Source organism: Silvimonas sp. (genome assembly GCF_031291215.1).
Lineage (GTDB): Bacteria > Pseudomonadota > Gammaproteobacteria > Burkholderiales > Chitinibacteraceae > Silvimonas > Silvimonas soli.
In genome coordinates this window covers 14,330-37,696 of record NZ_JARLJK010000106.1, presented here as the reverse complement: position 1 = coordinate 37,696, position 23,367 = coordinate 14,330, and the positions used below count along the sequence as shown (strand labels likewise).

At 58.3% G+C, this 23,367-nt stretch carries 16 protein-coding genes; 5 read left to right on the top strand and 11 right to left on the bottom strand.

The annotated features are described in order from the left end of the window. Positions 1-3,394 (top strand): autotransporter outer membrane beta-barrel domain-containing protein (locus P4L78_RS10865; RefSeq protein ID WP_309328095.1); only part of this gene is annotated, 3,394 nt, incomplete at its 5' end. 113 nt (positions 3,395-3,507) lie between these two features. Here the strand turns inward: P4L78_RS10865 and yegQ are convergent. Next, entirely contained in the window at positions 3,508-4,860 is a 1,353-nt protein-coding gene (gene yegQ, locus P4L78_RS10860; RefSeq protein WP_309328093.1) for a tRNA 5-hydroxyuridine modification protein YegQ, read from the bottom strand. 924 nt (positions 4,861-5,784) lie between these two features. On the opposite strand from yegQ, the gene proC reads away from it, so the two are divergent. Further along, positions 5,785-6,585 (top strand): pyrroline-5-carboxylate reductase, encoded by an 801-nt coding sequence (proC, locus tag P4L78_RS10855; protein WP_309328092.1) that lies wholly within the window; start codon positions 5,785-5,787, stop codon positions 6,583-6,585. A 256-nt stretch (positions 6,586-6,841) separates the two neighbouring features. On the opposite strand, the gene dxs is transcribed toward proC, so the two are convergent. The 9 genes from dxs to P4L78_RS10810 all read right to left on the bottom strand — a co-directional run bounded on the left by dxs (position 6,842) and on the right by P4L78_RS10810 (position 16,195). After that, positions 6,842-8,683, bottom strand: a complete 1,842-nt coding sequence (dxs, locus tag P4L78_RS10850; protein ID WP_309328090.1) for a 1-deoxy-D-xylulose-5-phosphate synthase — start codon at positions 8,681-8,683, stop codon at positions 6,842-6,844. Between the two features lie 12 nt (positions 8,684-8,695). Then, positions 8,696-9,562: a polyprenyl synthetase family protein gene (locus P4L78_RS10845; protein WP_405051540.1), complete on the bottom strand. Its 867-nt coding sequence runs from the start codon at positions 9,560-9,562 to the stop codon at positions 8,696-8,698. Between the two features lie 17 nt (positions 9,563-9,579). Beyond that, a complete protein-coding gene (xseB, locus tag P4L78_RS10840) occupies positions 9,580-9,816 on the bottom strand; it encodes an exodeoxyribonuclease VII small subunit (RefSeq protein WP_283150294.1) in 237 nt (78 codons plus the stop codon). A 362-nt stretch (positions 9,817-10,178) separates the two neighbouring features. Beyond that, positions 10,179-10,511, bottom strand: a complete 333-nt coding sequence (locus P4L78_RS10835) for a hypothetical protein (protein ID WP_309328089.1) — start codon at positions 10,509-10,511, stop codon at positions 10,179-10,181. A 289-nt stretch (positions 10,512-10,800) separates the two neighbouring features. Continuing rightward, on the bottom strand, positions 10,801-11,646 hold the full coding sequence (gene nadC / locus P4L78_RS10830) for a carboxylating nicotinate-nucleotide diphosphorylase (protein WP_309328088.1): 846 nt from the start codon (positions 11,644-11,646) through the stop codon (positions 10,801-10,803). 52 nt (positions 11,647-11,698) lie between these two features. Beyond that, entirely contained in the window at positions 11,699-13,054 is a 1,356-nt protein-coding gene (locus P4L78_RS10825) for a phosphomannomutase/phosphoglucomutase (protein WP_309328087.1), read from the bottom strand. A 45-nt stretch (positions 13,055-13,099) separates the two neighbouring features. Next, the gene (locus tag P4L78_RS10820) at positions 13,100-14,113 is read right to left on the bottom strand and encodes an alpha/beta fold hydrolase (protein ID WP_309328086.1); all 1,014 of its coding nucleotides are present in this window, start codon (positions 14,111-14,113) and stop codon (positions 13,100-13,102) included. A 135-nt stretch (positions 14,114-14,248) separates the two neighbouring features. Then, a complete protein-coding gene (cysK, locus tag P4L78_RS10815) occupies positions 14,249-15,226 on the bottom strand; it encodes a cysteine synthase A (RefSeq protein ID WP_309328085.1) in 978 nt (325 codons plus the stop codon). Between the two features lie 132 nt (positions 15,227-15,358). Next, positions 15,359-16,195 (bottom strand): DUF2520 domain-containing protein, encoded by an 837-nt coding sequence (locus tag P4L78_RS10810; protein ID WP_309328084.1) that lies wholly within the window; start codon positions 16,193-16,195, stop codon positions 15,359-15,361. A gap of 274 nt (positions 16,196-16,469) precedes the next feature. On the opposite strand from P4L78_RS10810, the gene P4L78_RS10805 reads away from it, so the two are divergent. Then, entirely contained in the window at positions 16,470-18,158 is a 1,689-nt protein-coding gene (locus tag P4L78_RS10805) for an acid phosphatase (protein WP_309328083.1), read from the top strand. Between the two features lie 631 nt (positions 18,159-18,789). On the opposite strand, the gene P4L78_RS10800 is transcribed toward P4L78_RS10805, so the two are convergent. Then, positions 18,790-20,394: an ABC-F family ATPase gene (locus P4L78_RS10800; protein ID WP_283150302.1), complete on the bottom strand. Its 1,605-nt coding sequence runs from the start codon at positions 20,392-20,394 to the stop codon at positions 18,790-18,792. 100 nt (positions 20,395-20,494) lie between these two features. Between P4L78_RS10800 and P4L78_RS10795 the strand changes: the two genes are divergently transcribed. Together P4L78_RS10795 and P4L78_RS10790 are read left to right on the top strand one after the other, a co-directional pair. Next, on the top strand, positions 20,495-21,649 hold the full coding sequence (locus tag P4L78_RS10795) for a pyridoxal phosphate-dependent aminotransferase (protein WP_309328082.1): 1,155 nt from the start codon (positions 20,495-20,497) through the stop codon (positions 21,647-21,649). A gap of 130 nt (positions 21,650-21,779) precedes the next feature. Continuing rightward, positions 21,780-23,306 (top strand): hypothetical protein, encoded by a 1,527-nt coding sequence (locus tag P4L78_RS10790; protein WP_309328081.1) that lies wholly within the window; start codon positions 21,780-21,782, stop codon positions 23,304-23,306. The last annotated feature ends 61 nt before the right edge of the window (positions 23,307-23,367 follow it).

Below are 23,367 nucleotides of genomic sequence, written 5' to 3'. Positions count from 1 at the left end.
CCGCGAGGCCGCGGGCGGCGGCGCCGGGGCCCGGCCCCGCCCCACGACAGTCCAGTTGGCTTTCTCCGGCACCGATGGCAACTACGACGCCACCTTTGCCAACGACCTCACTGGCACCGGCGATGTGGTGGTGAGCGGTCACGATATCAACATCACCGGCGACAACAGCGCCTTTGCCGGGCAATGGCAGATTGGCAACGCGGCCAGCATGCAAGTCAGCGTTGACCAGCAAAACCTCGGTACCGCCGCCATTGCACTGGATGGCACGCTGAATGTGGCACCGGCGAGCGGCGGCTTTACCGTAGACAACACGTTGACTGGCCAGGGTACGGTGATCGCCAATATGGGCGCCGCCGACCAAGCCTTCAATTTCGGGGCCAACACCGGCAGCGCCTTCACCGGCACGCTGGATATGGGTCGGGGCACGCTGGCACTGCAAGGTGACAACACCAGCGCACTGACTCACGCCACCTTGCTGGTCGATAACGGCAGTGTGGTAACCGTGGGCGATGGCAAACAAGCCATTGGCGGCCTGGCCTTTAATGGCGGGACCACCGTATTCAACGCCACGGTGCCAGATGCAACGATTGCCCAAAGCACTATCAGCACCGCGCATCTGGACGCAACCGGAGCCGGCAACGTACGCATTACCATTCCGGCTCCTTACGTCCCCAGTCCAGTCGATACGCCCAATACCGCCAATCTGCTGCAACAAGATGATGGCGAGATCGGCGTGCAACTGGTCAAGGCCGCTGCGGTCGAGGGCTACGGCGGCGCCCTGAGTCTGCAAGACCAGCACGGCGCTACTGTCGGCAGCACCACGGTGCTCGATATCGCCCAACAAGGTGAAACCGTCGCCCAGGGAACGTATGGCTACCGGCTGACGACCGAACCCGGCGACGGCTTGTATGTGAACTACGGCCTGACTCAACTGGATCTGCAACAAGACCAGACCCTGACGCTGGCGCAAAACACCGGCGCCACTGGGGCAGCAGCGGATATGTCGGCAAAGATTATCGGCAGCGGCAATCTGGCGATTAACGCGGGTGGCGGGGTGATATCACTCTCCAACACCACCAACAACTATGAAGGTGAAACCTCAGTACAGAGTGGTACGTTGCGGCTCGAAGCCAATAACGCGCTGGGCAACACCAGCCAGTTGAACATTGCCAATGCGACGAGGACCAATCTGAACGGCAAAACCCAGACGATCGGCGCGCTGGATGGCGCGGCGGGTTCGATGCTGGACTTCAACGGCGGCGCGCTGAGCATCCGCAACGGCGGTATCTCACAAGGGGCGTTGACCGGGGCGGGTGATCTGTTCGCGCTGGGCGGCACGCTGGATGTGCAAGGCGCCAACGCGGGCCTGACTGCCCACACCCGGATTGCCAATGGCGCCACAGTGCAGCTGGATCACGTGCAAGGCCTGGGCAGCGGCAACATCAGCGACACCGGCACACTGCAATTGAAGGGCGCCACGGGGGATCTGGCCAATGTGCTGGATGGCACTGGCGCGGTAAATCTGGCCGATGCGGCCAATGTGACCCTGGTTGCCAACAACAGTGCTTTCTCCGGCCAGTTTGCAACTGCCGCGGGCACAGAGTTGACTGCTTCCAATGCCGCCAATCTGGGCACCGCCAGCGTGAACAACGGCGGTACGCTCAATCTGAACGTGAATCAGGACTGGAATCTGGTCAACGCCGTTGATGGCGCTGGCACAGTGGTCAAGAATGGCGCAGCAACACTGTCGGTGAATACCGCACAGGCCTGGACCGGCAATACCGAGGTCAACGCCGGGACGCTGTTTGTCGGCAGCACAGGCCAGCTGGCGAGTGCCAATGTCAACGTTGCGCCAAGCGCTGCGCTGGGTGGTTACGGCACAGTGAATGGATCGGTGAACAATCGAGGTGCCGTATTGGTCGGCAGTGCCGCGCAAGCCGGTGGCCCGCTCGGTGCGTTCAATATCGGTGGTGATCTACACAATGCCGGAACCGTCATGCTGGCCGGGGCCGATGGCCAGCCGGGCAACACGCTGAAAATTGCTGGTAACTACGCCGGTCAGCCGGGCAGCATGCTGGTGTTCAACACGGTGCTGGGTGACGATAACTCGGCCACTGACCGCATGGAAGTCACCGGCAATACTTCGGGCAGCAGCCGTGTACAGGTGAGAAACGCCAATGGTGCCGGTGCCCTGACCAGTCGCGGCATCGAACTGATCCAGGTCGACGGCCAGTCTGACGGACAGTTTGCGCTGCAAGGCCGGGCGGTGGCGGGCGCGTATGAGTACAAGCTTTACAAGGGCTCGACCGATATTGCTGATGGCAACTGGTATCTGCGCTCGCAAAAGGATCTGTCACTTGTCGATGAACCTGATCCGGAGATTGAACGTGGCCAGCCCGGCCATCCGGTCGTTACCGACCTGGGCGCGCCAGCCGTTGTCACACCTGTCTATCGCCCGGAACCCGGCGCATACCTGGCCAATCAATCCATGGTCAAAGGCTGGCAGATGCAAACCCTGCGTGATCGGGTCGGCGAATCGTACTTTGACCAGAATGCCGCAGAACCACGCGGCGCATGGGCTCGGGTCACGGGAGATCGTACCGACAGCACCGCTGGTCACGGCGAACTGAGCCAATCGGGTTCGCAGTATCTGCTTCAGGCAGGTGGCGAATTCGCCCGCTGGGATAAGGATGACGGCCAGCGCGTGCACCTGGGTGCCATGATCAGTGCCGGTCATGGTTCCACCGACATAACAGCAGATCGCAACAACGCCAGGGCGCGCGGTGAAGTGAACGGTGTCAGCGTCGGGCTGTATGGCACCTGGTTTGACAATGCCGCTGAACACAAAGGCGCCTATGTCGATAGCTGGCTGCAATATGGCCGCTTCGACAACAAGGTCAACGCCGATGCCTATGCCACCCAGTCGTACAAGTCGAATGCCTTGTCCGCCTCGGTGGAAGCAGGTTACGACCTGCCCGTGCATGAACGTGATGGCAAGCAAGTGGTGGTGACGCCGCAAGCGCAAATGGTCTACACCAACTACCGCGCCGACAACGTGGTGGATGCCGCAGGCACCCGCATCAATGGGCAGAACGGTGGTCAGATCGATACCCGTTTGGGTGTACGGGTGTACCGCCGGCAAGCGGTGGACGATGGCAGCAATCGCGTACAGCCATTTGTTGAGGCCAACTGGCTGCATGGCAATCATGCCGACAACGTGAGTTTTGATGGCCAGACCGTCGCCAGCGACACTCCGGCCAACCGTGGCGAGCTGAAAGCCGGTGCGGAAGCGCGGCTGGATCGCGACACCACTGCCTGGGTTCAGGGCCATGGCCAGTGGGCAGCGGGCTATACCAACTACGGTGCAATCGGTGGCGTTAAATATCGCTGGTAAGCAAGGGGCGATCACGGCGGGCAGACAGGGTGCGCCTCTGTGATCATCAAGTTAAAGGGCTTATGCGCATCACGCATAAGCCCTTTTTTTGTGCAGCGTACAGTGCTGACACGTCAGAGCAGACGGGCAATCAGCGCTTTGTCAAAGCGGGCCTCAAGTGGGATGGCAATCTGCACGCCATTCCCGGCTGCGACCGTCACCGGCTCGTTTTCCTTGCCGCGCATCTGCTGCAATTCGATCAACACATTGCCGCTGGGGTGAATGATTTCCAGTTGGTCACCGACTTCAAAATGGTTTTTGACTTCGATATCCGCCCAGCCATCCTGAATACGCGTGACTGCGCCGACAAACTGGCTGCGTTTTGATTCGGAATGACCCTTGATATAATTCTGCGTGTCATGACTTTGGTGGCGTTGCAAAAAACCATCGGTATAGCCACGGTTGGCCAGGCCTTCCAGATCGGCCAACAAGGCCGGGTTGAAGGGGCGCCCCGCCACTGCGTCATCAATCGCCTGCCGGTAGACCTGCGCCGTGCGGGCCACGTAATACAGGCTCTTGGTGCGCCCTTCCACCTTGAGCGAATCCACGCCAATCTGCGTCAGCCGCTCGACGTGCTGCACCGCGCGCAGATCCCGAGAATTCATGATGTAAGTACCGTGTTCATCTTCCATGATCGGCATGTGTTCGCCCGGGCGATTGGCTTCTTCGATCAGATACACCTTGTCTGCTGCCGGGTGACGAGCTACGTCGCCACAAGCGGAGAAATTCTGCTGCGCATCGGTCAGTGCCTGATTGAGGTCGAACCCAATCAATTGCGGATCGCCCGCGTCATCTTGAGCAGTGTCGTGGACTTTGTAATCCCAGCGGCAGGCATTGGTACAGGTGCCCTGGTTGGGATCACGATGATTGAAATAGCCCGACAACAAACAGCGGCCGGAATATGCAACGCACAGCGCGCCGTGCACGAATACTTCCAGCTCCATATCCGGGCATTGCTGGCGGATTTCGGCGATCTCATCCAGGCCCAGTTCACGCGACAGAATGATCCGGCTCAGGCCCATGGATTGCCAGAACTTCACGCCAGCGTAGTTCACGGTATTAGCCTGTACCGACAGGTGAATCGGCATATCCGGCCATTTTTCGCGCACCAGCATGATCAAACCGGGGTCAGCCATGATCAGGGCGTCGGGCTGCATGGCAATCACCGGCTCCATGTCAGCCAGATAGGTTTTAACCTTGGCGTTGTGCGGCAAGATATTGGACGCCACAAACAGTTTCTTGCCGCGCGCATGCGCTTCTTCAATGCCTTGCTGCAGTTGTTCCAGACGGAACTCGTTATTGCGGGCACGCAGGCTGTAGCGTGGCTGACCGGCATAAACCGCATCGGCGCCAAAATCATAGGCAGCGCGCATTTTGTCGAGTGTGCCGGCAGGCAACAGCAATTCAGGGGCTTTGAGCAGCGTCATGTGAGCAATCCAGAAATGGCAACGGCCCGCCAATGGGGCCGTGAAAGTATCTGGCGGATTATAACGCGAGCATTCTGCTGCCCTGATTTTAGGCAGCTGGTAAAAGTGCCAATAAAACAGCTATTTGATCAACCTATCCACAGGCCATGCACAAGGTTGTGCTGCTGTTTGCGGGGAAAACCCACAGCATCGCAGCCTTGCCGGAAAGCTCATTCTTGCATTGGACATTTTGCCTAAATAACAGGCAGCAGGCATAAAGGCCATGCAGGACAAACACTTGCGGCATTTATCCACAGGGAGCGCACAGCCTTGTGCCCCAACCATGTGGAAAGCCCCTGGCAATTGCCCGTTTTTTTGGCAGCCCGATAATTACCTTGCGGCTCAAGGTGTTGTGCTGCTTGTCCACAGCTGACCAACAAGGTTGTTACGCTCTGGCCGTGGATAACTGCGGGGCAGGCCTTTTTCGCAGTGACTTACCAGAGCGTGTTTGCCCGCAAAATACCCTTGCCGCGCCTCCCACAGATGCAAAATCCGCTTCAATCCAATCATTGCCCAAAAAACAGGCGGTGCGAAAATACTGCTTGTGATCAAACACCTGGACAGCTTGTCCACAGGCCACACACAGTTCGCGGCGTTCCGGGCGGGGATAAACCTGGCACGAACCCACAGGCAGTCACCGCAGTTCGAGCCAGACGTACGCAAAGGCGATTGAACAAAAGAAAGGCGGCCAGCTAAATCCTTTGTAAAACAGCGCGCTAAACGGGTTGTCCACATGCCGCTCACAAGTTTGTGCAACTGAAAGTGGGGATAAGTCGCGACCAATGCTTTTGCCCGCTCGCCATCCCGGAAAATGCTGATGTCTTTAACCGGCATGGCGATTAACATAGCCGCTTGCAACGAACCGCATACGAGGCAGCTTTCACCATGAATATCGGATTTATCGGCACCGGCAATATGGCTGGTGCAATGGTTGCAGGTCTGAAGCACACCCACCCGGATTGGCATGTCCATGGTTACAACCGCAGCCAGGAAAAGCTGCTGGACCTGCAAAATCGCTACGGACTGGAACCGGCGGATTCACTGCCCGAGCTAGCGGCTGTGAGCGATTACCTGATCGTGGCGGTCAAGCCGCAGGGTTACGACGCCATGCTGGCCCAGTTGCGCCCGCTGCTGCTGCCACGGCATGTGGTGGTGACGGTAGCCGTGGGTTATGGCATTGAACGGGTCCAGCGCAACGCTGGCGAGCACGTCAAAGTGGTACGCAGCATGCCCAATACCCCGGCGCAGATTGGTGCGGGCATGAGCGCGTTGTGCGCCTCTGACAATGTTAGCGAGGCCGAACGCGCGGTGGCCAAAAGCATCTTCGAAAGCTTTGGCCGCGCCGTGTTTATCGACGAGAGCCAGTTCGATATTTTCTCGGCGGTCGCCGGATCGTTACCGGCCTACGTGTGCATGATCATCGAAGCACTGGCCGACGCCGCCGTGCAACATGGCATGCCGCGCCAGCAAGCGTACGGAGTAATTAGTCAGGCGGTAATGGGTTCGGCGCAACTGGTGCGCGACAGTGGGCGTCATCCAGCCGAACTGAAAGACCAGGTCTGTTCGCCCGGCGGCACCACCATCGCCGCCATTGCCGCGCTGGAAGCAGGTGGCTTGCGCAGTACGCTGATCGAGGCAGTCGGTGCCTGTGTCGTACGGACCAAAGAGTTGTCCGGGCAGAAGTAGACCCAGGTTTTAAACGTAGCCCGGATGAAGCGTGCCCCTCGGGGGTGCCCCCACAAAGCCCCTGGATATCACATATGACCGTTGCAGCGGGGCAGCGGGATTCCGGGATCGCAATGCCGCTATAGGCCACTTACATTTGCATTTGCTTGTGTCGCTCCCCGGATTTTCGCTAACGCTTCATCCGGGCTACGAAATAGCACCCATAAAAAAACGCCAGCATCACGGGCGTTTTTTATGGCGCAAACCCAAACCCGCGTCATCCCAACTTCTTGCGAATCGCCGCTTCAATCCCCGCCGCATCCAGCCCGCAATCAGCCAGCAACTGGTTCTGCTCGCCATGTTCGACGTAGGCGTCCGGCAAGCCCAGTACCAGCGTGTTGATCACCACCGCTTGCGCCGACAGACTTTCCAGCACGGCACTGCCCGCGCCGCCCATGATGGCGTTGTCTTCTACCGTCACCAGCAAGTCATGCGTCGCGGCCAGTTCGGCGATCAGCGCATCGTCCAGCGGCTTCACAAAGCGCATGTTGGCGACGGTGGCGTTGAGCGCTTCACCCGCCTGCAGCGCAGCACCGAGACGCGTACCAAATGCCAGGATGGCAATCTTTTCACCACGGCGACGCACTTCGCCTTTACCCCACGGCAACACGGTCATTTCAGTTTCAACCGCCACGCCCATGCCGGAACCGCGCGGATAACGTACCGCAGTCGGGCCGTCGTGCAGGAACGCGGTGTACAGCATCTGGCGACATTCGTTTTCGTCACCCGGCGCCAGAATCGCCATATTGGGAATGCAACGCAGGAACGAATAATCGAACGAACCCGCATGCGTTGGACCATCGGCGCCCACCAGGCCAGCGCGGTCAATGGCAAACACCACCGGCAGGTTCTGTAGCGCGACGTCGTGAATGAGTTGATCGTAGGCCCGTTGCAGGAAGGTGGAATAAATCGCCACCACCGGCTTCATGCCTTCACAGGCCATACCACCGGCAAAGGTCACGGCATGTTGTTCGGCGATACCGACATCAAAATAGCGGGTGGGATATTGCTCGGCAAAACGCACCAAGCCAGAACCTTCGCGCATCGCCGGGGTAATACCTACCAGACGCTCGTCTTTGGCAGCCATATCGCACAGCCAGTCGCCGAAGATTTTGGTAAATGTCGGCTTGGCCGCAGCTTTACCCTGCATGCCGTCTTCTGGCGTGAACGGCGTCACGGCGTGGTATTTGACCGGATCGGCCACGGCCAGTTTGTAGCCCTGCCCTTTCTTGGTCACCACATGCAGAAACTGCGGACCAGACAATTTTTTGATATTGGATAACGTGGCAACCAGCGTATCCATATCGTGGCCATCAATCGGGCCGATGTAGTTAAAACCGAATTCTTCAAACAACAGGCCGGGCGTAAACAGTCCCTTCAACTGTTCTTCGCTGCGTTTGGCCAGCTCACGTAGCGGCGGCACTTTATCCAGCATGCGGCCAGAGACATTGCGAAAGCCGTTGTAAAACTTGCCCGACAGCATGCGCGCCAGATAGTTGTTGAGCGCGCCAACATTGGGCGAGATCGACATCTCGTTGTCGTTGAGGATCACCAGCAGGTCGACATCACGATCGCCCGCATTGTTCAGTGCCTCGAACGCCATACCGGCGGTCATCGAGCCGTCACCAATAATCGCAATGGCTTTCCGATTTTCGCCCTTGAGCTTGGCCGCTTCAGCAAACCCCAGTGCCGCGCCGATGCTGGTACTGGAATGACCCACGCCAAAGGTGTCGTATTCGCTCTCTTCACGCTTGGGGAAACCGGCCAGACCATGTTGCTGACGCATGGTGGACATGCGCTCTTTGCGGCCCGTGAGCACCTTGTGCGGATAACTCTGGTGACCCACATCCCAGACGATGCGGTCTTCTGGCGTGTTGAACACGTAATGCAGCGCGATGGTCAGCTCAACTGCACCCAGATTGGATGCAAAGTGGCCGCCGGTGCTGCTGATCGAATCCAGCAAAAACTGGCGCAGTTCGGTAGCAACCTGTGGCAGTTCACTTTTGTCGAGTTGGCGCAGATCGCCAGGCAAATTGATTTGGTCGAGCAATGTGGTCATGACTTTATTCTTTTAACTGCGACGGTCGACAATGAAATCCGCCAGGGCATGCAAACGTGCAGCACGTTCACCAAAGGGTTCCAGTGCGGCATGCGCTTGCGCCAGCAACTCGGCAGCTTTGTCTTTGGCGCCATTCAGTCCCAATAGGGAAACATAAGTGGGCTTGTGGTTGGCCGCATCTTTACCGGCGGTTTTGCCCAAGGTAGCGGTGTCGGCCTCTTCATCCAGCACGTCATCCACCACCTGAAAGGCCAGACCCATGCATTTGGCAAAGTGATCCAGCCGTTGGCGGTCTTCATGCGCCAATGGCTGGCCACAGTAAGTGCCCAACACCACGCTCGCCCGGATCAGCGCGCCGGTTTTCAGAATATGCATCAATTCCAGTTCGGGCAGCATCAGTGTCTGGCCGACACTGTAGAGGTCAATTCCCTGACCGCCGCACATGCCCAGACTGCCGGAAGCGCGCGCCAGCACGGCCAGTGCGGCCACTTGATCTTCGGCACGGGCAAAGCTGGCATGTGCGAGCACATCAACAGCATGCGCTTGCAACGCGTCGCCAGCCAGCAAGGCGGTGGCTTCATCAAACTGCACGTGCACCGTCGGTTTGCCCCGGCGCAGCACGTCGTTATCCATTGCGGGCATGTCGTCATGCACCAGCGAATAAGCGTGGATCATTTCTACTGCAGCGGCGGCACGCGCCAGACAGGCTTCATCCGCGCCGACCAGTTCACCGGCGGCATAAGCCAGTAGTGGCCGCACCCGCTTGCCACCATCCAGCACGGCATAGCGCATGGCTTCATGCAGCCGTGCCGGGGCGTGGCTGACCGGGGGCAGGAAATGTTCCAGCGTGTTTTCCATGCGCGACTGAACGTCACGCATCCAATCTTTGAATTCGGTCACGCTGAGTCCCCATCCACTTTGAGGGCTTGCAGGCGGTCGCCTTCCAGGACCTTGAGCTGGCGCTCGGCATCGGCCAGTTTGCCTTCACAGTATTGCAGCAGCTCCTGCCCGCGTTGCCAGGCAGTGAGTGACGCCTCCAGCGCCAGGTTGCCGGATTCCAGCTGGCTGATCAGCGCTTCCAGCTCGGCAAAACCGGTTTCGAAATTCTCCGGCTGTTTGACTGTTTTGGGCATGGTGCAAAACTCGGCGGAAAATCCTGCGAACATAGCTTATTCGCGGGTTTGGCGTCAATGCTGCGCGGATAACTGTCGCACAATCGATTGGCTGGCCCTGGCCCGATATTGACGATTTGCCGCACTCAAGGCAGCCACCTCATCAGCCAGTCTGCACGGCAAATCCCTGCCTGATCAACGGGTCACTTTCGCCACAGCGGATTCAGGCTGGGTGATGGATCCAGAAACCCCAAAATATGCCCAGGCGGATTTATACCAGGTGGAGCACCAATGTAGTCAGTCGCAATGAAATCAGGCCACGGGCATGGAGAAGACTTGGGGCAAGCTCGTTTTCAGCGCGGCAGTCAGGTATTGACGGGCGTTTAGTGCAGGGCGAATGACTGTTGGGGAAAGAACGTGGCATTGCCATTGCCATCGCGGGCTTGCAGCCAGCAGGCATCGCATTGGGCGCTGGAAGACTGATGCATGCTGCAAGCAATCTGGTTTCCCTGCGATACGTCGAGAGGAAGTTGGCGCGTCTCCAAGCGTTCCGGCATACCCTGCGACAAAGCCGCTCGCGCTACGCTGGGGGCAAATCCCGCCTGGATCAGCAAGCGTTGCAAATCATCGGGCTGGCAACCGCTGGCCAGATTGTCGGCCAGCCAGCCTTGCCATTCCTCGTTCAGATAAACCAGACCACGATGCTGCTTACGCATTTTTCTTCCCCGGGTTGAGGGCACGCTCAACCGGTGCCGTTCAGATTGCGGCCATTCTGCCCGTAAGAAGTTTCTTAATCCACCCATCAGACAACAGGATATTTCTGATTGACCAAATGCGTTCTCACAAATAAATGTGCTGCTTTTTATTTGCGAAAACGCGCCATCAACCGAATTTGCAGCATCCTTGATCTTCCTCAACATACGAGGCACCAAAAAACCGACTCACATTCTCATATCGAAAAAACAATTTTGAGTGGCCCTAACGCCACATCAACTTGCATCCAGATCAGATTTTGAAGCGCATCGACAAATCAATCGCCCGCACATCTTTGGTCAACTTGCCTACCGATATGCGGTCCACGCCGGTTTCAGCGATGGCGCGGATGTGTTCCAGATCCACCCCGCCCGACGCTTCCAGCACTGCCTTGCCACGCGAGCTTTGGACTGCGGCGTGCATGTCAGTCAGGCTCATATTGTCGAGCAACACCGACGTGGCGCCTGCATGCAGTGCTTCGTTCAGTTCGTCCAGGTTTTCCACTTCGATCTGGAGGGTGACTTCTGCCGGCGCCAAGGCCCGAGCGGCAGCCAGCGCGGCGCTGATGCTCCCGGCCGCCATGATGTGGTTTTCCTTGATCAGAATGCCGTCATACAAACCAATGCGCTGGTTCTCGCCACCACCCACGCGCACCGCGTATTTCTGCGCCAACCGCAGCCCCGGGATGGTCTTGCGGGTGTCGTAAACCTTGGCATTCGTGCCCGCGACCGCATCGACATAGCGCCGCGTCTCGGTCGCGACTGACGATAGCAACTGCAAGAAGTTGAGCGACGTCCGCTCGCTGGTCAGCAAACCGCGCGCCGAGCCTTCAATCGTGCACAACAAGGTGTCTGCGGCCACGCGCTCTCCTTCTTGCACCTGCCAGAGCACGCGGCTGTTGGGGTCGACCTGGCGATAGGCTTCTTCAAACCAGGCCTGACCGCAGATCACGGCGTCTTCGCGCGCGATCACCGTGGCGCTGCCTTTATGGTCTGCCGCAATCAATTGAGCGGTCCAGTCACATTGGCCAATATCTTCATACAGTGCGGCAGCCACCTGAGCGGCGATAACGTGATTTGCAGGCAATACAGCAGTCATGACTTCTTGTTTCCTGAAAGATATGGATAGCGCGTGTTTTCAGTTGGCCGGTTTAGTGTTCCGGCCATGGCAGCGGTGCGATGGCAGTTTTGACCTCACCGCGAATCCGCGCCAGTGCGGCGTCGTTTTCTGCTTCCAGCCGCAGCGTCAACACTGGCGTGGTGTTGGAAGCGCGGATCAGGCCAAAGCCGTCCGCGTATTCAATGCGTAAACCGTCGATGGTGATCAGGCTGGTGGAGGTCGGAAAGGTCGCACTTTGCGCAATCCGTGCCACCACCGCGTGACCGTCTTCCGACACCGGCACCTGGATTTCCGGCGAAGAAACAAATTGCGGCATGCTGTCCAGCAAGGCGTCCAGGTCGGTGCCTGCGGCGATCATTTGCAGGATGCGTGCGCCGGCATACATGCCGTCGTCAAACTTCCATTGGCCAAACGCCAGGTGGCCGGACAACTCACCAGCAACAAGGGCATTTGTCTCTTTCAGCCGCTTTTTCATATGCGTGTGGCCAGTGGCAATGGCTTCACTGGTGCCGCCCAGTTGCTGCACCCACACCGATACCGCCCGGCTGGATTTCACGTCGTACAAGATATGGCCACCGGGCTGTTTATCTAGCTCTGCCTTGGCGAACAACATCAGAATCTTGTCGCCGGGGACGATCCGGCCACTTTTGGTGACCACGCCCAGCCGGTCGCCATCACCATCAAACGCCAAGCCAACATCAGCGCCGCTGCGAGCCACTTCAGCCTGCAGGTCGACCAGATTGGCCGCCACCTGTGGATCGGGATGGTGATTGGGGAAATGGCCATCCACCTCGGTAAACAGGCCGGTCACATTGCAGCCGAGCATTTTGTATAACTCAGGAGCCATTGCGCCGGTCACGCCGTTGCCGCAATCAATGACCACGTTCAGCGGCCTTTTCAACTGATTCTGGGCGCACAAGCCGGTGAGGTAATCAGGGGTGATATCCAGCGCCGCAACGCTGCCCGTGCCAGTGGCGAAGTCTTCGGCTTCGATCAGGTCGGCCAGACTCGCGAGCTTTTCATCGCCCACGGTCACGCCGCCATCCATGATCTTGATGCCATTGTAATTGGGTGGGTTGTGGCTGCCGGTCACCACCGCGCCGCACCCGTCGGTACGATACAGCGCCGCGAAATACATCATGGGTGTCGCGGCCAGGCCTAGATCGAGCACTTGCAAGCCGCACTCCTGCAAACCACGAATCAGTTGCGCGGCAAGTTCCGGGCTGGATAAACGCCCGTCACGGCCAACTGAGAAACGCTTGTGACCTGCGCGTACGGCCATGGTGCCGGCAGCGCGGCCAATCAGGTAAGCGGCTTGTGGCGTGAGCTTGTCCACGGTGGAACGGACGTCATATGCCTTGAACAGGGTGCGGTCGATGCGGGCCATAATGCCTCCGGTTTACAGACTGTGTTCACAGGCTGTGTTTACAGATTATTCGTGCAGCGCTCGTGACGCTGGCAAATGCGCTTGAAAGAACTTCAACAAGGTGTCGGGCAACCACGCCAGTTGGCCTGGCGGCCTGCCGCTGGCAAACCCGACATGTCCGCCCGTTTGCGGCTGCAGCAAAGTCACGCTGGCGGACACATCCATGCGCGTGGGCAAACTGTGGGCGGGAATAAACGGATCATTGCGGGCGCTGACAATCAGCGTGGGCACCGCAATATTGATCAGATGCGGCTTGCTGCTGGCGGCTTGCCAGTAATGATCCACATTGCGAAAACCATGCAACGGTGCGGTGACCAGGTTATCAAACTCACGCAGGGTTTTTGCCCGCAACAGCGCGTCGCGGTCAATCCGCGTACTCGCGTGCAACTTGAGTTTAGTCAGGGTTTTGGTTTTAAGCGTGCGCAGAAATTCACGGGTATAGATCTGCCGGTTCAACCCGGCATCCAGCACCGCGCCACAGGCGGTGAGATCCATCGGCGCGCAAACCGCAGCAGCACCGTCGATCACCTGACTCGCCGCACTGCCGTTCTCACCCAGCCATTTAAGCAAGGCATTGCCACCCAGCGACACCCCGGCCGCAAACAATGGCGCGTCCGGATATTGCTGGCGAATGCGTCTGAGTACCCAATCGATCTCGGCCGAATCGCCCGCATGATAAGCACGCGGCAGCTTGTTGGTGATGTCGCCGCATGAACGGAAATGCGGCACCACGCCGCGCCAGTTGCGGGCGGTCGCGGCCTGGAATAAAGACAAGGAATAGTGGCTGCGCGAACTGCCTTCCAGACCGTGAAACAGCACCACTAATGGCGCGTCTGTCGGGCCGTCCAGCCAGTCGGTGGCGATCTCGTCGTCGTCGGGGGTCGCCCATAGTTCGCGGCGAAATGCCAGCTGAGGTCGTCCGCCCAATACCAGCGCGGGATAAAGCGTTTGCAGATGGCCGCCGGGCAGCCATGACGGCGCATGGTAATCGGCAATTTCAGGGTTCAAGTCGCGTAGCATGGGCGAAGGCTAGTGCAAGCGGGCTGCGGGTTCAAGCGCAACCCGCAGCAAACAGCGCCTGCGCGCCCGTCAACCCTGCGCGACAGGCTAGCTATCAACGCCAGGTAACGAGTGGACAGGCAATATCGTTACCGGTCAGATAGCGATACCTTTGTCATCAAACATGCCTTCAAACAGGATCGAACTCAGATAGCGTTCGCCCGAATCCGGCAGGATCACCACAATGGTTTTGCCAGCGTTTTCCGGTTTTTTGGCCAGACGCACCGCCACGGCCACAGCGGCGCCGCAAGAGATACCCGACAGCAAACCTTCATCGCGCGCCAGGCGTCGGGCGTACTCGACGGCCTCTTCGTTGCTGACTTGTTCCACCGCATCCACCAGTGACAAATCCAGCACATCCGGCACAAAGCCAGCGCCAATGCCTTGGATCTTGTGCGGACCCGGCTTGATCGGCTCACCCGCCAGCTTTTGCGTTAGCACCGGGCTTGCCGTTGGTTCGACCGCCACCGACCGGATCGCCTTGTTGCGATGCTGTTTGAAATAACGCGAGATGCCGGTAATGGTGCCGCCGGTGCCCACGCCAGACACCAGGATATCGACATTGCCGTCAGTGGCTTCCCAGATTTCCGGGCCGGTAGTGGCAACGTGTATCGCCGGGTTGGCCGGGTTTTTGAACTGCTGCAGCAACACGTAGCGCTCTGGATCAGAAGCTACGATTTCTTCGGCCTTGGCGATAGCGCCGTTCATGCCTTTGGCGCCTTCAGTCAGCACCAGCTTGGCACCAAATGCCGCCAGCAATTTACGCCGCTCCAGGCTCATGGTTTCCGGCATGGTCAGCGTCAGCGGAACACCTTTGGCTGCAGCCACAAACGCCAGCGCGATACCCGTGTTACCGCTGGTAGGTTCGACCAGTTCTTTGCCCGGCCCGAGCAAACCGCGTTGTTCTGCGTCAGCCACCATGGCCGCGCCAATGCGGCATTTCACCGAATATGCCGGATTGCGCCCTTCTACCTTGGCCAGAATGGTGGCCGGCGCGCCATCGGCAATGCGGTTGAGTTTGACCAGCGGCGTGTTGCCGATGGATTGCGCGTTGTCCTGAAACCAGTGAGCCATGAATTCCTCCTCAGATTAAACAGTAAGCAGTCTTTGCGGGTTTACAGCTTGATGGTAACGCCGCGCCACAATCCAGGCGCTGGCGACCACGCAATAAATCAGTGCTCTCACATAACGCACGCAGCGTCATTGCTATCTCTTGTGACCACCTTGTAGTGCGGCGAGTTGCACTGCCACGGCGGTGAGCGATTGGTAAACCGCTGCGACGGTCGGGTCAAGTTGACCGGTGGCGGCAATTTCCAGTTCCACCGTTTTCATGTCATTACGCGCCACCGGGCCGGTCAGCGCCCCCACCGGGCCGCATTGATCCAGATTCAGCAGTGTGCCATCAATCAAGGGGCGCAGAGCCTGCCATGCCGCCTCTCGCGGCACACCTGCGCCCTGCATGCTGCGCAAGGCGGTTTCCATCAATGCCACCAGATGATTGCACGCCAGCACCGCCCCGGCGTGATACAGCAGTTTGTGCGCAGGGTCGATGGCAAATCGTTGCGCGCCTAGTGCATCGAACAAGGGTAACAAGCAAGCCAAGGCAGCTTCGTCGCCTTCATAACCACACCAGGTACCAGCAAAATTGTTCACGGCCAGCGCTGGATCGGCAAAGGACTTGAGCGGATGCACGCTGGCCACGCTAGCACCCGCATCACGCAACGGCACCAACAGATCACTAGTCAGTGCGCCACTGCAATGAAAAACCACATGACCTGGCCGGATCACGTCGCTCTGCAACAACTGCTCTACCACTGACGGGATCGCATCATCTGGGGTGGCGATCAGCGTAATGCTGGCCGTCTGCAAGCCTGGCCAATCCACCACCTGCCCGGCACCGATGAACGCCTGTGCCGCCAAGGCGTGCGCCGAATCTCGCGCCAGCAATCCCTCTACGCCAAGCAGACCCTGGCGGTGCCACTGCCAGGCCAGCGTCTGGCTCAGCCGACCGGGGCCGATCACATTGAGAGTGGGAAGCGACATGCCGCAAACCGCCAAACAAGAAACAAAGGCGAGATGTTACGCCGCCTGACACGCCGGGCAAACGACCCGTTGCATATGCAGCAACGACTTGTGCCATTGGCGGCACACGCGACAGTGCTCGCAAGCAGTCCTACCCCCGGACCACCAAGGCGGGCCATTAATTGCAGGCCAGCAGGCCAGCGCCCCCACTGACCGCGTTGTGTCACAAAAAACTGCTATAACGGCTGCTACCTTTACCAGTTACATTTGAAAACGCCCTTGAGTCGAGGCTTGCATGTCCGAAAAAAATACGCCCGAGTTACCCCTTGATCCTGCTACGGCCGATGCGCCGGTTGATCCGACACGCCGTCGCTTGCTGGAAGGCCTGGCCGCCATTGGCTTGACTGGAGCAGTACCTGCTGGCGAAGCAGTTGCTGCCGCAAAACAGGCAGCGCCAAGCCATCATCGTCATGGTTCGGTGGATGCCCAGCTCAAAGCCAATATCAAAACCGTGGTAGTGATCTATCTGGAAAATCGCAGCTTCAATAACTTGTATGGCGATTTCCCCGGCGTGAAATATCCGCTGTCGGCAGTGGCCGCCAGACAAAGCGCGCAACTGGATCGCAATGGCGAAACGCTCAAGACGCTGCCAAAAATCTGGGGCGGCCTGGTGCAACGCGGGCAGGACGTCGGCGGCAAGCATTATCTGATTGGCGAGGATCAGATCCAGAACTTGCCCAATGGCCCGTTCCCACTCAAAGACGTGGAAGGCCAGCCGCTGCCAGAGGCGGTGATCACCCGCGATTTGTGGCACGTGTTCTACCAGAACCAGATGCAAATCAATGGCGGTCTTAACAACCAGTTTGCCGCGTGGGCTGATTCCGGCGGCCTGGTCATGGGCTATTACAGCGAAACGGCCAAGAACCTGAATATGTGGCACATCGCGCGCCAGTACACGCTGTGCGACAACTTCTTTATGGCGGCATTTGGCGGCTCATACCTGAACCACCAGTATTTGATTGCCTCGCGCACTCCCGAATACCCGAATGCCGCAACCGGCCCGGCAAAGAAGAAAATCGCCGTGGTGGATGGCGGCCCGCAAGGCACCAAGCTGACCGTTGCCGCCAATTCCCCGGCATCGGCCATGGATGGCGCACCCAAGTTCGTCAACAACGGCGCCATCACCCCCGATGGCTTTGCCGTGAACACCATGGCCCCGCCTTATCAGCCCAGCTACATTCCGCCAGCGCAAGGTGGTGACAAAAACCTCTCCGACCCGGCCGACGCAAACGTGTTGCCGCCGCAAAGCTACAACACCATTGGCGATCTGTTGTCCGCCAAAAAAGTCAGCTGGGCCTGGTACGCAGGTGGCTGGCAAGCAGCACTGAACGGCAAGGGCGGCCCGGATTCACCTAACTTCCAGTTCCATCATCAGCCCTTCAACTACTTCACCCAGTTCGCCCCTGGCACCGCCGCTCGCGCCGAACACCTGCGCGACGCCGGCATGGGCGACAGCCCGATTTCCAATCACTTCATTGCCGACTGCATCGACGGCAAGCTGCCAGCGGTGACCTTCTACAAACCGCAGGGCAATCTGAATATGCACGCCGGGTATTCGGATGTGGAGTCTGGCGACCGCCACGTTGCCAACATCCTGGCGCACTTGATGAACGGCCCGCAGTGGAAAAATATGGTGGTCGTGATCACGCATGATGAAAACGGCGGCTGGTGGGACCACGTCGCGCCGCCGCAAGGCGACCGTTGGGGTCCGGGGTCACGCATCCCGGCAATTGTGGTTTCGCCCTTTGCCAAAAAAGGCTCGGTGGACCACACCTTCTACGACACGACCTCCATCTTGCGTTTGATCACGCGCCTGCACGATTTGCCGACGCTGGAAGGCATCGCCCAGCGCAACGCCGCCTTCACCGCCCGCGGCGCACAACCACCCGGTGATTTGACTGGGGCGTTGGTGTTTGGAGTTTGAGGTATTTGATGCGGTGAAAAAAACGCAGCCTGCGGGCTGCGTTTTTTATTGGCTGGCGGGAGACGGCAAATATGTAGCCCGGATTCGCAAAGCAATCCGGGGAGCGATATAGGCAAATGCATGTGCCGGGTTGTCGCATTACCACCCCGGATTCCCGCTTCGCTCCATCCGGGCTACGATGCTTGGCAAACAGCCTGGGGAAACTCGCCAAGCGAGAGCCGGAGACCTTAGGCTCCGACCGACCGAGGGAACGGCGGAGCCGCGCAAAGAACACAGGCCAACAGACTGTTCGTTTCGGTTCTTGACCTTGGGCCCCGTCGGCGCTTGCGCCCGGGTCGCCTTTTTGCTATCCCGCTCTGCGGGACTTTGGTTTCTTTCTTTTGGCGACGCAAAAGAAAGAAACGTGCTCCCGGGCACCCCCGGGTATCAAACGCCTTTAAAACCCGTGCCGAAGGCACCAACACAAACAAGTTTTTGAAGTGGACACCGGCCAATACCCAAAAGTGGACTCTCACCACGTGTGCAATCCACCCCACCAATAAAAAAACGCAGCCCGAAAGCTGCGTCCTTTAAATGCGGCATTAACTGCCGGCACCATCATCAATCCGAATCCGGCGCCAAAGCCAAACCCTCACTCCACCCCACGGCTATGCAAATACTCCTCATAGCCACCCGAGTAGAAGCTGTAGGTGCCATCGCCGTTCAGTTCCAGAATCTGTGTCGCCAGCGACGACACAAACTGCCGGTCATGCGATACAAAAATCAGCGTGCCTTTGTACAGTTCCAGCGCCAGGTTCAGCGATTCAATCGACTCCATATCCATATGGTTGGTCGGTTCATCCATCACCAGCACGTTTGGCGTTTCCAGGATCAGCTTGCCGTACAGCATGCGGCCTTTTTCACCACCGGACAGCACCTTGACTGACTTGTGCACGTCATCACCACTGAACAGCAACTTGCCCAGCACACCGCGCACGATCTGGTCATCGGTACCTGGCTGAGTCCATTGCTTGAGCCAGTCGAACAGGGTGATGTCTTCAGCAAAGTCGGCTTCGTGATCCTGGGCAAAGTAGCCCAGCTGGGCTTTTTCAGCCCATTTCACGGTACCGGCATCCGGCCCGAGTTGGCCGACCAGCAGTTTCATCAGCGTGGATTTACCCACACCGTTACCGCCAATCACCGCCAGCTTCTGGCCCGCTTCCATAATCAGCGACAAGCTCTGGATCAGCGGTTTGTCGAATGACTTGGACAGATTGGCTGCTTCAAACGCCTGACGATGCAGCTTTTGTTTGTCTTCCATTTCAAAGCGGATGTACGGGTTCTGCCGTGACGACGGCTTCACCTCAACCATATTGTCTTTGATCTTGTCAGCCAGCTTCAGGCGGCTGGTGGCCTGACGGCTCTTGGATTTGTTGGCGGCAAAACGCTGGGCAAATGCCTGCAGTTCGGCCACGCGTTCCTTGGCCTTGGAGTTATCGGTCAACAGACGGGCACGGGCTTGCGTTGCGGCCAGCATGTAGTCGTCGTAGTTACCTGGATAAATACGGATCTCGCCGTAATCCACGTCGGCCACGTGCGTACACACCTGGTTCAAGAAGTGGCGATCGTGCGAGATGATAATCATGGTGGAATCACGCTCGTTCAGCGCTTCTTCCAGCCAGCGAATGGTGTTGATATCCAGGTTATTGGTTGGCTCATCCAGCAACAACACGTCTGGATTGCTGTACAGCGCTTGGGCCAGCAACACCCGCAGCTTCCAGCCCGGCGCCACTTCGCTCATCGGACCATTGTGTTGTTCGATGGGAATACCCGCGCCCAACAACAGCGCACCAGCGCGCGCTTCGGCGGTATAACCGTCAAACTCAGCCACGACGCCTTCCAGTTCGGCGGCGCGCATGTAATCGTCTTCTGTGGCCTCCAGATTGGCGTAAATGGCGTCGCGTTCCTGGATGGCCGCCCACAATTCGGCGTGACCTTGCATGACCACATCGAGCACGCGCTCGTTTTCGTAGCCAAACTGGTCCTGGCGCAATTTACCCAGACGCACGCCTGGGTCCAGCGCCACGTTGCCACTGGTAGGCTCAAGATCGCTACCCAGGATTTTCATGAATGTGGATTTGCCGCAGCCGTTGGCACCGATCAAACCGTAGCGGTTACCGTCGCCAAACTTGACGCTCACTTTCTCGAACAGTGGCTTGGCGCCAAACTGCATCGTGATATTCGAAGTACTGATCATCTGTCGCGTTTTCCTCGTCGCCCGGCGCAGACCGCCGGAAAGCGATTAAAATTCAATATTTTGCTTAACCGTGCATTTTAGCATAACCGGACCAAATCTTATGCGTTACGCCCAGCGCCTTAGCCAGATCGAGCCATTTCACGTCATGCGCATTCTGGGTGCCGCCCAAGCCATGCAAGCCGCCGGGCGCGATGTCATCCATCTGGAAGTGGGCGAACCGGACTTCCCCACCCCGCAACCAATTATTGAAGCTGGCCTGCGCGCGCTAAGCACAGGGCAGACTTTTTATACCGGCGCATGCGGCATTCCCCAGCTACGTGAGGCCATTGCCGGGTTTTATCAAACCCGCTTCGGTGTATCCGTCGACCCCGCCCGCATCATCGTTACGCCCGGCGCGTCTGGCGCCTTGCAATTGCTGATGGCCTTGCTGGTTGATCAAGGCAGCGAAGTGCTACTGACCGATCCGGGATATCCGTGCAACCGGCATCTGGTCAGCCTGTTTGAAGGCGTACCGGTGAACGTGCCTGTCGGCGCCGATACCCGTTTTCAGCTTATGCCTGAGCATATTGAACAGCACTGGAATGACAAAACGGTTGCAGCGCTGGTCGCCAGCCCGGCCAACCCCACCGGCACGGTGCTCGAGCCCGCCGAGATCAAAGCCCTGGCTCAGGCCTGCACGGCGCGCGGCGGCACGCTGATTGTGGATGAGATCTATCAAGGTCTGGTCTACGGCCGACCCCATGAAACCGCGCTGGCACTGGACGAAGAACTGTTTGTGGTGAACAGTTTTTCCAAATTCTTTCAAATGACTGGTTGGCGGCTGGGTTGGCTGGTCGCCCCGCCACAGCATGTGGCCGCACTGGAAAAGCTCGCGCAGAACCTCTTTCTGGCGCCACCCACCGCCGCCCAATGGGCCGCATTGGCCGCCTTTGAACCTGGCACGCTGGGCATCATCGAACAACGGCGGCAAGAACTGGATACACGCCGCCAATACTTGCAAAGTGCGCTGGAACAACTCGGGTTTGTCATTCCCGCCACACCGGCTGGCGCATTTTATTTATGGGCCGATGCCAGCCATCTGGGCACGCGTTCTGCGGATTTTTGTGAAGGCTTGCTGCAAGCTCAGGAAGTGGCTGTTACGCCGGGCGATGATTTTGGTTCCAACCCCAATTTCTTACGTTTTGCGTACACGCAGCCGACAAACACACTCAAACAAGCATGCAATCGAATTCATAACTACTTGATATCGAGTTGAACACCGTAAGTTTTTGGCTTAACCTTAGAGAAATCACAAAATCCCGCACCGGCACAATTATCCCCAAACAGTAGGCTCGCTGACGCGCGACTCGCTCTCAGCGCTGGCCGGTTCATGACAGGCAAAGCATATGTTCGATTTCAAAGGCTTGGTCAGCGCTCTGTTCACGCAACGCCTGGACGAGGGCGTGCGTGACTTCAAATCAGCCACGCTAATGATGGCGGAGTTGCCAGAAAGCGACATCCTGCAAGCGCAGATCGAGATCGTCAAAGCGCTGCGCCAGCTCAATACCAACCCGGAAATTTCGTTCAAAGAACGCAGCCGTGCCGTACCCTATCTGGACGAAAAAGCCCGCTCGCTACAGCGCCATTTGGTGGATATCTGTGAAGGCAATATCCTGGACGACAAAGCCAGCCCGCAACAGGTTTTGCCGACCATGCTCGCCTTCTGGCGCGAAATGGGCGATGCCTATCGCATCTGCGTCAAACAAGCCCTGCAAAGCGGCGGACGCGGGCTGGATAAAGCCATCCATATGTTTACGCTGCGCGCCATCACGTACTACGGCGCGCATGCCAAATGGTGCTGGTTGCGCTATCTGGATGTAGAGCCCAACGCCTGGCGCAATCTGCATAAGCTTTATCTATATGCCGAAGAAGGCAACTTTACCGACACGCCACTGGCGGCCTGGGACAACGCTCCGCTGACCGACGTGCGCAGCGAGTACCTGCAAACCTTGATGCTGGCCTTGGCCACACCCGACAAGCTGCAGCCGGTACAAATCGAAACCGTAGCGCTATGGCTGGGTCGCTGGACTGGCTTGTTGCAGATCGAAAAGCAGATTCGCCCGCACTACCAATTGTTTGCCGTGAACGGCGCTGGTTCTACCCCACCCAAACGCCTGCGGCGCGACATGGTTGGCGATAACTGGCGCTATTGGGGTACCGAAGCGTTGGTGCGGCATATGGAAGAAATTCGTGATCAACTGCAGGCGGGCGCCAATCCGCTAAGCCTGAGCTTGCAAGCCGAAGCCGGATCACCCGGCAACCTGGCACTGCTGCAAACGCTGATCAACCTGTGGTCGCAAGATATTCCGCAACCGATCCGTAAACAGGAACGCCGCACTGCCGAAAAGAAAATCAGCGTGGTACGCGGGCTTGATCATATCGCCGCCTTCTTGCGCGGGCAGCGTCCGGAAGATGGTCTGCCGCTGTTGCGCTGGTCAGTCGAAAATGAAAGTACCGGCGGCCTGGCGCTGAGCTACCGCGCGGTGGATGACGACAAGCTACAGGTCGGCGAAATCCTCTGCGTGGCCGGTTTTGGCAACAAGCCGTTCACCATTGGCATCGTGCGGCGCCTGAACAAAACCCGTGACGGCGACGTTCAAGTAGGCGTGGAAGCATTAACGCAAACGCCGGTCACAGTTGAACTCACTCCGTTACCGAGCGGGCGCAGCATTACCGCCGTGTATGCCCCAGACAGCATCAACCCCAACCATGGCCGCTTTTTGATCTTGCCGGAAAGCCACTTTGCCCAGGACCGCGAGTTCCAGTTGGCCGCACAAGGCAAAGCCTGGCGCGTCAAGCTCACACCGGCCATCGAACAAAGCAGCCACGCCACCCTGGTGCGTTTTGCGGTGCTGGAAAAAGTAGTGGTTTGAGGATGATTGCGCAGGGGCTGGTGAATAACTTGCAGTTAACCGCTGCTTGCCCCCTACCCGG